Origin of the sequence: Comamonas kerstersii (assembly GCF_008801935.1) — a bacterium.
In the GTDB taxonomy this organism is placed as follows: domain Bacteria; phylum Pseudomonadota; class Gammaproteobacteria; order Burkholderiales; family Burkholderiaceae_C; genus Comamonas; species Comamonas kerstersii.
The window spans coordinates 66,958-75,272 of sequence record NZ_VZOT01000012.1; the positions used below are offsets into that span (position 1 = coordinate 66,958).

At 62.5% G+C, this 8,315-nt stretch carries 6 protein-coding genes; all 6 read right to left on the bottom strand.

Translation table 11 applies throughout. The annotated features are described in order from the left end of the window. Window positions 1-29 precede the first annotated feature (29 nt). Window positions 30-1,730 (bottom strand): amino acid ABC transporter ATP-binding/permease protein, encoded by a 1,701-nt coding sequence (locus tag F7P80_RS13855; RefSeq protein ID WP_151045562.1) that lies wholly within the window; start codon window positions 1,728-1,730, stop codon window positions 30-32. After that, window positions 1,727-3,400, bottom strand: a complete 1,674-nt coding sequence (gene cydD, locus F7P80_RS13860; RefSeq protein ID WP_151045563.1) for a thiol reductant ABC exporter subunit CydD — start codon at window positions 3,398-3,400, stop codon at window positions 1,727-1,729. The genes F7P80_RS13855 and cydD overlap by 4 nt, the downstream gene beginning before the upstream one ends. Before the next feature lie 157 nt (window positions 3,401-3,557). Beyond that, complete coding sequence (locus F7P80_RS13865) at window positions 3,558-4,514, bottom strand: NAD(P)H-dependent flavin oxidoreductase (protein ID WP_151045565.1); 957 nt, start codon at window positions 4,512-4,514, stop codon at window positions 3,558-3,560. Between the two features lie 129 nt (window positions 4,515-4,643). Next, a complete protein-coding gene (locus tag F7P80_RS13870) occupies window positions 4,644-6,434 on the bottom strand; it encodes an acyl-CoA dehydrogenase (protein WP_054065886.1) in 1,791 nt (596 codons plus the stop codon). Window positions 6,435-6,503: 69 nt separating this feature from the next. Further along, window positions 6,504-7,652 carry an ABC transporter substrate-binding protein gene (locus tag F7P80_RS13875; protein WP_151045567.1) on the bottom strand — a complete coding sequence of 383 codons (1,149 nt, stop codon included), beginning with the start codon at window positions 7,650-7,652 and terminating at the stop codon, window positions 6,504-6,506. A 178-nt stretch (window positions 7,653-7,830) separates the two neighbouring features. Next, a partial coding sequence (locus F7P80_RS13880; protein WP_211372044.1) for an electron transfer flavoprotein subunit alpha/FixB family protein occupies window positions 7,831-8,315 on the bottom strand: 485 nt, incomplete at its 5' end.

Consider the following 8,315-nt stretch of genomic DNA (forward strand, 5'->3'; position numbering starts at 1 on the left):
GTCGACTTATCTCCCAGCACAACAGGCCATCAGTCAGGGCGCAAGCACTTTACCCACTCATCAAAACTGGCTGCTACTTTTTTTGCTTGCCCACGCACACTACCAGTTTCAATGCATACAACTGTGTCAGTCATTAACGCTTCTCGTTGCAAATGTGTACTGAGCACGACGGTTTTGTCTGCAGCCCGCTGCATCAGCCGCTGCAGTACATCACGCGCCGTGGCAGCATCCAGCCCTTCCGTGGGTTCATCCAGCAGCCAGCAGGGCTGCGGTGACAGAAACAATCGTGCCAGACCGAGGCGGCGTGCCTGCCCACCCGACAGACCCAGGCCACCTTCACCCAGCATGGTGTCCAGCCCCTTGGGCATGGCGCGTACATCGGCGGCCAGCCCCGCGTCTTCGAGCGCCGCCCACAGCGCAGCATCGTCTGCCTCCGGGGCTGCCAGGCGCAGGTTGTCGCGAATGGAATCCTGAAACAGCGCCACGCGCTGGGTCAGCCACACACTGGGCATGGCCTGTACGGTGCCTGCCGTCACGGACAGCTCACCGGCCAGCACTTCCAGCAAGGTAGATTTGCCAGCGCCGCTGGGGCCCACCAGGGCCAGCCTTTCGCCTTTCGTAATGCGCAGGCTGACTTGATGCAGCGCAGGCACGGCAGAGCTGGCGTGCTGCACCGTGACCTGATCGAGCACAAAGGCGGTGTCTGCATCTGCCGGAGGCTGCCAGCTGGGTGCATCACTGACCGGCTCCTGCAGGCGCTCGCCCAATCGACGCGCAGCCAGCCGCGTGCGCCCGGCCTCCAGCGCACCACGGCGCAGTGCGGCAAAAGGCTCCATGGCCGTCAGCGCTACCAGCAAGGCCAGCGCAGCGCCCGGAGCGCCGATCACACCCGCCTGTACCAGCCAGCCAGCCATGGCCAGCACACCTGCCAGCACCAATGCACCGGCCACACCAAAGCCGGTGGCAGCCTGCGCGTCCAGACGATTGAGCGCATGGTCAGCCTGCGCCACGCGGGCATCCGCCTGCATGAGCTGCTCACAGGCTCGGGGCAGCTGACCGGCCATGAGCAGCTCGGTCTGCCCGGCCACCACATCCACGGCCTGGGCACGCAGGCGCTCCAGCGCCACAGCGCGACGAAGGGCTGGCACATGGCTGCGCTGCAGCAGCCACCAGGCCAGACCACCGCCAGCCACGCACAGGCCCAGCAGCACAGCCACGCCCAGCCACCAGGTCAGAGCACCCAGCACGATGGCGGCCAGCAGCACAGCACCTGCAGCTGCGGCCACAGGCACCATCAGGCGTAGATACAGGCTGTCGAGCGCATCCACATCTGCCGTCAGGCGCTGCAGCAGGCGCGCAGGGCGCAGCTGCAGCTGACGCGCCGCGCCAGGCTGTGCCCAGCCCAGAAAGAGTTTTTCCCGCAGCGCTGCCAGCACGGCCAGTGTGGCTTCGTGTGTGACCAGACGCTCGCCATAGCGCGAAGCGGTACGCCCCATGGCCAGCAGGCGAATGCCTGCCGAGGGCATGAAAATGTCAAAGACCATGGCTGTCGCTGGCAGCAGCCCGGCAATGGCCGTGGCTGCAATAAACCAGCCGGAAAGGCCCAGCAATGCCATGCCCATGGTGACGGTCAGCGCTGCCATCAGCATCCCGCCCAGCCACCAGTGCCGCGGCGCCATCTGCCCCAGCAGACGAGCCATCTGCCGCAAACCCATGCGTTGTTTTTTCATGCGGCCACCTCCTTCAGCGCAATGGTGTGGTCCATCAGCGCCGCCAGGGCTGGATCATGGGTCGCAACAATCAAGGTCTTGCCAGACGCCATCTCGCGCAGGTTGTGCATGACTTGCTCGCCGGTTGCCGGATCCAGGTGGGCCGTGGGTTCATCGACCAGCCACAGGCCTGCATGCTGCTGCACGGCCATGCGCGCCAACCCCAGTCGTACGGCTTCACCACCAGACAGGCCCTGCCCTGCTTCCCCCAGGCTGGTGCTGTAGCGCTGGGTAAAGGCCTTGCCTAGCCCTGCCTGATGCAAGGCATGCTGCACAGCAGCAGGCTCCCCCCCCTCACGCCCCAGATGCACATTGCGCGGCACGCTGCCTGCAAAGATATGCGGCTGCTGGCTCATCCAGGCCATGCGTGCACGCATGACGGGCCAGTCCTGCTCCTGCATGCGCCGCCCATCGAGCTCCAGCTGCCCCGCAGGCACGGGCAACAAGCCTGCCAGCTGCGCCAGCAGCACCGATTTACCCGCACCGCTGGGCGCCCAGATGGCCACATGCTCTCCGGGCTGAATATCCAGGTTGACGGGGGCCAGCATGGCCTCACCATCTACGGCGACCTGCAGATCATGGGTGCGCACACCCATCGCACTGCGCGACACGGCCTCAGGCACTGGTTGTAGCGCTGCAGGCAAGGGCTTGCGCTGCTGGCTCAGAGCCTGCAGACCTTCCATGGCGGCCTGCCCCGCTGCACGGTCATGCCAGACGGCAGACAGCTCACGCAGCGGATCAAAAAAGCTGGGGGCCAGCATCAGTACCCACAGCGCCTGGCCCAGACTGAGCTTGTCGCCCCAGGCACCAAACGGCAGATTACCCAGCAGATGAAAGCCCACATACATGGCCACCATGGCCACGCCCAGTGCAGAAAAAAGCTCCAGCACTGCAGACGACAAAAAGGCAATACGCAGCACGCGCATGGTGCGCACGCGCAGCGATTCGGCATGCGCACGCAGGCGGCTGGCCGTGTGCGGCACCGCATGCAGGGCGCGCAGCGTGCTCAGGCCACGCAGGCGGTCCAGCAAAAAACCATTCATCTGCCCCAGTTCCACCATCTGGGCTTCACTGGCGGCCTTGGCACGCCAGCCCACGATCGCCATGAACAGGGGGATGAGGGGTGCGGCAAACAGCAAAATCAGGGCCGCCACCCAGGATTGCGTGGCCACCGCCACAGCGATCAGGGGTGAGACCACCATGACGCGCCACATCGCTGGCTGATAGCGCGACAGCCAGGGCACGATGGCTTCGGCCTGCTCGGCCAGCGCACTGGCTGCAAGGCCGGATGGAGTACGCGTGCGGTCCATGGGCGAAGTCTGGGCCAGCGCCTGCAGGGCCTGCTCCCGCAACTGGCTGACCTGTGCACGTGCATGCACATAGGTCACGCGCACACCACGCCCCTCACACAGAGCGCGCAAGACACCGCAAACGGCCACACCTGCGACCTGCCAGCCCAGATACTGCATGCCCTGCCCATTGGCAAAGCACTGCACAGCCCAGGCGATAAAGGCGGCCTGAGGCAGCCACAGCAAAGAGGCCATCACCAGCCATCCACTGCCAGGTTGTACGGGTCTTCGTGCGCGGGTCGCTGCCGTGCCGTCTGGCGGTGGAGTCTCAGTGGTGGTCATCGTGTGGGAGTCTGCAACAAAAAGAAAACAGCACATGCTAGCAACTGCGCGCCATGCCCTGCACACCATACCCGTGCAAGTCTTAGCGTTGCTGCAGGACATCACGCTGCCGCGCATAAAAAAAGCACCCGGAGGTGCTTTGGGGAATATCTGGAGATCACGCTCCCAGCAACCGCGCTCGTGCTGCCTGGTACTCCTGCTTCAGGCGTGCCACCACGTCCGCAGCGGGCTGAACCCGGTCAATCACGCCAATGCCCTGACCACAGCCCCAGATGTCTTTCCAGGCCTTGGTACGGCCCGAGCCAAAGTTCATGGCGCTGGGATCAGACACTGGCAGGTTGTCGGGGTCCAGACCTGCAGCGCGGATGGATGGAGCCAGATAGTTGCCATGCACGCCTGTGAACAGGTTGGAATAGATCACGTCGTCAGAATTGCAGTCCACGATGGCCTGCTTGTAGGCCGCATCGGCCCGCGCTTCATCGGTGGCGATAAACAGCGAACCCATGTACGCAAAGTCTGCACCCATGGCCTGTGCAGCCAGCACCGCACCACCAGTTGCCATGGAGCCAGACAGTGCCAGCGGGCCGTCAAACCACTGGCGGATTTCCTGAATCAGAGCAAACGGGCTCTTGGTGCCTGCGTGGCCTCCGGCGCCAGCGGCTACGGCGATCAGGCCGTCTGCGCCCTTTTCAATGGCCTTGCGCGCAAATTTGTTGTTGATCACATCGTGCAGCACCACGCCACCCCAGCTGTGTACCGCCTGGTTCACATCTTCACGCGCGCCCAGGCTGGTGATGACGACCGGCACCTTGTACTTGGCGCAGACTTCCATGTCACGCTCCAGACGGTCATTGCTCTTGTGCACGATCTGGTTGATGGCAAAGGGAGCCGCAGGTGCATCGGGGTTCGCCTTGTTGTGAGCCGCCAGCTCCTCGGTGATCTCGGCCAGCCAGTCGTCCAGCTGTTCCGCAGGACGCGCATTCAGTGCTGGCATGGAGCCCACGATACCGGCCTTGCACTGGGCAATGACCAGCTTGGGATTGCTGATGATGAACAGCGGCGAGCCAATGACTGGCAGCGCCAGGTTTTGCAGCACTGCAGGAATCTTGGACATGCAAACGTCTCCGTCTTAAATTGGAAAGAAACTGGCTGCCAGCGCCCGATATACAAGCGCCAGCAGCTATTTTTTTCAGAGTCTATGAGCAGAGTGACAGTGCCTGAGGCTCAGACTGTCACACGGGTGTCAGAACGCTTCCAGCGGCAGTGCACAGGCGCTTTCGCCGCCCAGCAGGATGCTGTCGCGCAGGCTGGCCGTACGGGTCAGAATGTGCTCGCCATAGAACTGGGCGGTGGCAATCTTGGACTGCATGAATGGCACGTCCTCGCCCTGTGCCAGCTTGTCCTGCGCCACCAGCATGGCACGGCCCATCTGCCAGCCCGCCATGAGATTGCCTGCCAGCATCAGGTAGGGCACGCTGCCTGCGTACACGGCATTGGGCGATGCCTTGGCCTTGCCCACCACAAAGTCCACCACCTGCAGAAAAGCTTCGCGTGCCGACTGCAGGCGATCCGCCATGGACAGCGCTGCTGCCGAGCCGCTGGCACGCAGTTCGGCTTCGGTCTTGGCAATCTGCGCGGCAATCGCCTTGGCGTTCTCGCCGCCATCGCGGGCGGTCTTGCGGCCTACCAGGTCATTGGCCTGAATGGCGGTTGTGCCTTCGTAGATGGTCAGAATCTTGGCATCGCGGTAGTACTGGGCCGCACCGGTTTCTTCGATAAAGCCCATGCCGCCATGCACTTGCACGCCCAGGCTGGTCACTTCCAGGCTCATCTCCGTGCTGTAGCCCTTGACCAGCGGCACCATGAATTCGTAGAAAGCAGCGTTGGCCTTGCGCACTTCGGCATCCGGATGGTGATGGGCAGCGTCATAAGCCGCCGCTGCCGTGCTTGCCATGGCGCGGCAGGCTTCGGTCACGGAGCGCATGGTCATGAGCATGCGGCGCACATCGGGGTGATGGATGATGGCGGCACTGCCTGCCACGCTGCCATCCACAGGGCGGCTTTGTACCCGGTCACGCGCATACTGCACGGCACGCTGGTAGGCACGTTCAGACACGCCAATGCCCTGCAGGCCGACGCCGTAGCGGGCGGCGTTCATCATGATGAACATGTACTCCAGCCCCCGGTTTTCTTCGCCCACCAGGTAGCCAATCGCACCACCGTTGTCACCGTACTGCAGCACAGCCGTGGGCGATGCCTTGATGCCCATCTTGTGTTCGATGGATACGCAATGCACATCGTTGCGTGCCCCCAGACTGCCATCGTCATTGACCAGGAACTTGGGCACGACGAACAGGCTGATGCCCTTGACACCTTCCGGCGCACCGGCCACGCGGGCCAGCACCAGGTGGATGATGTTTTCAGCCATGTCGTGCTCACCATAGGTGATGAAGATCTTGGTGCCAAAAATCTTGTAGGTGCCATCGGGCAGAGGCTCCGCCTTGGTGCGCACCAGCGCCAGATCCGAGCCAGCCTGGGGTTCAGTCAGGTTCATGGTGCCCGTCCACTCGCCCGAGACCAGCTTCTCCAGGTATTTGGCCTTGAGTGCATCGCTGCCTGCGGTCAGCAGTGCTTCGATGGCACCGTCGGTGAGCAGCGGGCACAGTGCAAAGCTGATGTTGGAGGCATTGAGCATTTCCACACAGGCTGCGCCAATGGTCTTGGGCAGGCCCTGCCCGCCAAAGTCCACAGGGTGCTGCAAGCCCTGCCAGCCGCCTTGCACGTACTGCTGGTAGGCCTCCTTGAAGCCAGGCGTGGTCACAACCTTGCCTTCGGCAAAGCTCGAAGGCTGGGTATCACCGGGCACGTTCAGCGGCTCAATCACGCCTTCGCAGAGCTTGGCGCTTTCTTCCAGCACGGCCTGGGCGGTTTCCAGGCTGGCGTCTTCAAACCCGGGAATCTGTGCCACCTGTGGCAGATTGGCCAGGTGCTCCATGCAGAACAGCATGTCTTTGACAGGTGCGGTAAAACTCATTGTCTCGTCTTTCTTTTATATAAAAAATGGCAGGAAACGCAGATGAAATCTGCGCTGACAGCTACATTTTTATTGGGTTACCCGACCCTGGGCATTGACAATGCTCAGGTCTACGAATTTGGATCCCACCTGCTCACCGGGCCGAAAACCCACCCAGTAGCCGCCCAGATCCACCGGCCCCAGACTGCGCAAGCTGCTGCTCAGCTGCTCAGCCGTCAATGGAGCAGTGCTGCGGCGCATGGCTTCCACCAGCACCTTGGCATTCACAAAACCTTCCATCATGGCGTAGCTCACGGGCTGCTGTTCTTCGCCCCCGTTCTGGCGCACCAGATCACGAAACTCCTTGTTGAGCTTGTTGTTGGAACGGTAGGGGTTGGGCACCACCTGTGCAATCGACACCCCACGCATCAGCTCCACCGGCAGACGCACCGCCAGCTGTTCAATATCGGCACTGGAGATGGCGTAGATCTGCGCAGCCCCACCCTCCAGTCGATAGCGCTCCAGGAACCCGGCTGTCATGGGACTGGAGGCCACCACAATAATGGCCTGTATGTACGGCTGCGCCTTCTGCAGGCTATCCACATCAGAAGCCTGCCCCACTCTGTGGCCCTGCATCTTCATGCTGGTCACCAGACGGGCGCCAGCATTGGCTACCGTCTCTCGCACCAGCTGCTCCAGTGCCTGGGCTTCTTCAGGTTCACGGTCGTCATACACCAGCGCCAGATCCAGCAGCCCCAGCGTAGCCAGATGCCTGGCAATTTTTTCCAGCTCCTGCGGCAGCCCGGCACGCGTACTGAACATCTGAGGCGCATTCAGCACCTGCATGTCTGTGCTCTGAAAGCCCACCACACTGATACTGTGCTGCGCCAGCAACTGGCTGTCCAGCAGATGACGCAGATTGCGGTTACCAAAATAGCCAGCCAGCGCCACGGGCTTGTAGTCCTGCAGCAGCGTTCGGGTCTGCTCTACCGTGGTTTCCGGCACGCCGCGATCATCGGCCGTGACCAACTTGAGGCGCTCGCCATGCACTCCGCCGCGGCGGTTGACCTGGTCGAAATACAGTCGCATGCCCTGCGCATAGGCCTTGGTCTGCACAGCGGACGCCCCCGTAAACGGCCCCACCTGCCCAATCACCCAATCGGCATATGCCAGGGTGCTCCCCCAGGTACCAACAGCCAGCAAGCAGCTGGCGAATATGCGTGAACCCAGTCCTCTCATGCTTGTGTGTCTCTTGTTATGTGCTTGCTGATTCATGTTTCGGGAGATCCGCTCTGCCCGTCGCCCCCTCGAAGTTCTGCTCGCCGGCATGCGCTGTCATGCGCTGTCCAATGCAGCCGGGGGCATCTGAGGCTCTAATGCAAAAAGGAGGGCAAACCCTCCTTTTATTCCGCACGATTTACAGCGCCTGCACCAGTGCAGGAACTGCCTCGAACAGGTCTGCTTCCAAACCATAGTCCGCCACCGAGAAGATGGGAGCCTCAGGGTCCTTGTTGATGGCCACGATGACCTTGGAGTCCTTCATGCCTGCCAGGTGCTGGATCGCGCCCGAAATACCGGCTGCGATGTACAGCTGAGGTGCCACGATCTTGCCAGTCTGGCCCACTTGCAGGTCGTTGGGGGCGTAACCTGCATCCACAGCTGCACGGGAAGCACCAATGGCCGCGCCCAGCTTGTCGGCCAGCGGGGTGATGACTTCGTTGAACTTCTCGGCCGAGCCCAGCGCACGACCACCGGAGACGATGATCTTGGCGGCCGTCAGCTCAGGGCGGTCGCTCTTGGTCACTTCACGGCCCACAAAGGCGCTCTTGCCCGAATCAGCCACAGCCGCCACGGTTTCAACGGCTGCAGAGCCGCCGGTAGCAGCAGCAGCGTCAAAGCCGG

Coding starts and splice junctions, on each gene's coding strand:
- F7P80_RS13865 (WP_151045565.1), bottom strand. CDS start 4,514: ATGTCCAAGATTCCTGCAGTGCTGCAAAACCTGGCGCTGCCAGTCATT.
- F7P80_RS13855 (WP_151045562.1), bottom strand. CDS start 1,730: ATGAAAAAACAACGCATGGGTTTGCGGCAGATGGCTCGTCTGCTGGGG.
- F7P80_RS13875 (WP_151045567.1), bottom strand. CDS start 7,652: ATGAGAGGACTGGGTTCACGCATATTCGCCAGCTGCTTGCTGGCTGTT.
- cydD (WP_151045563.1), bottom strand. CDS start 3,400: ATGACCACCACTGAGACTCCACCGCCAGACGGCACGGCAGCGACCCGC.
- F7P80_RS13870 (WP_054065886.1), bottom strand. CDS start 6,434: ATGAGTTTTACCGCACCTGTCAAAGACATGCTGTTCTGCATGGAGCAC.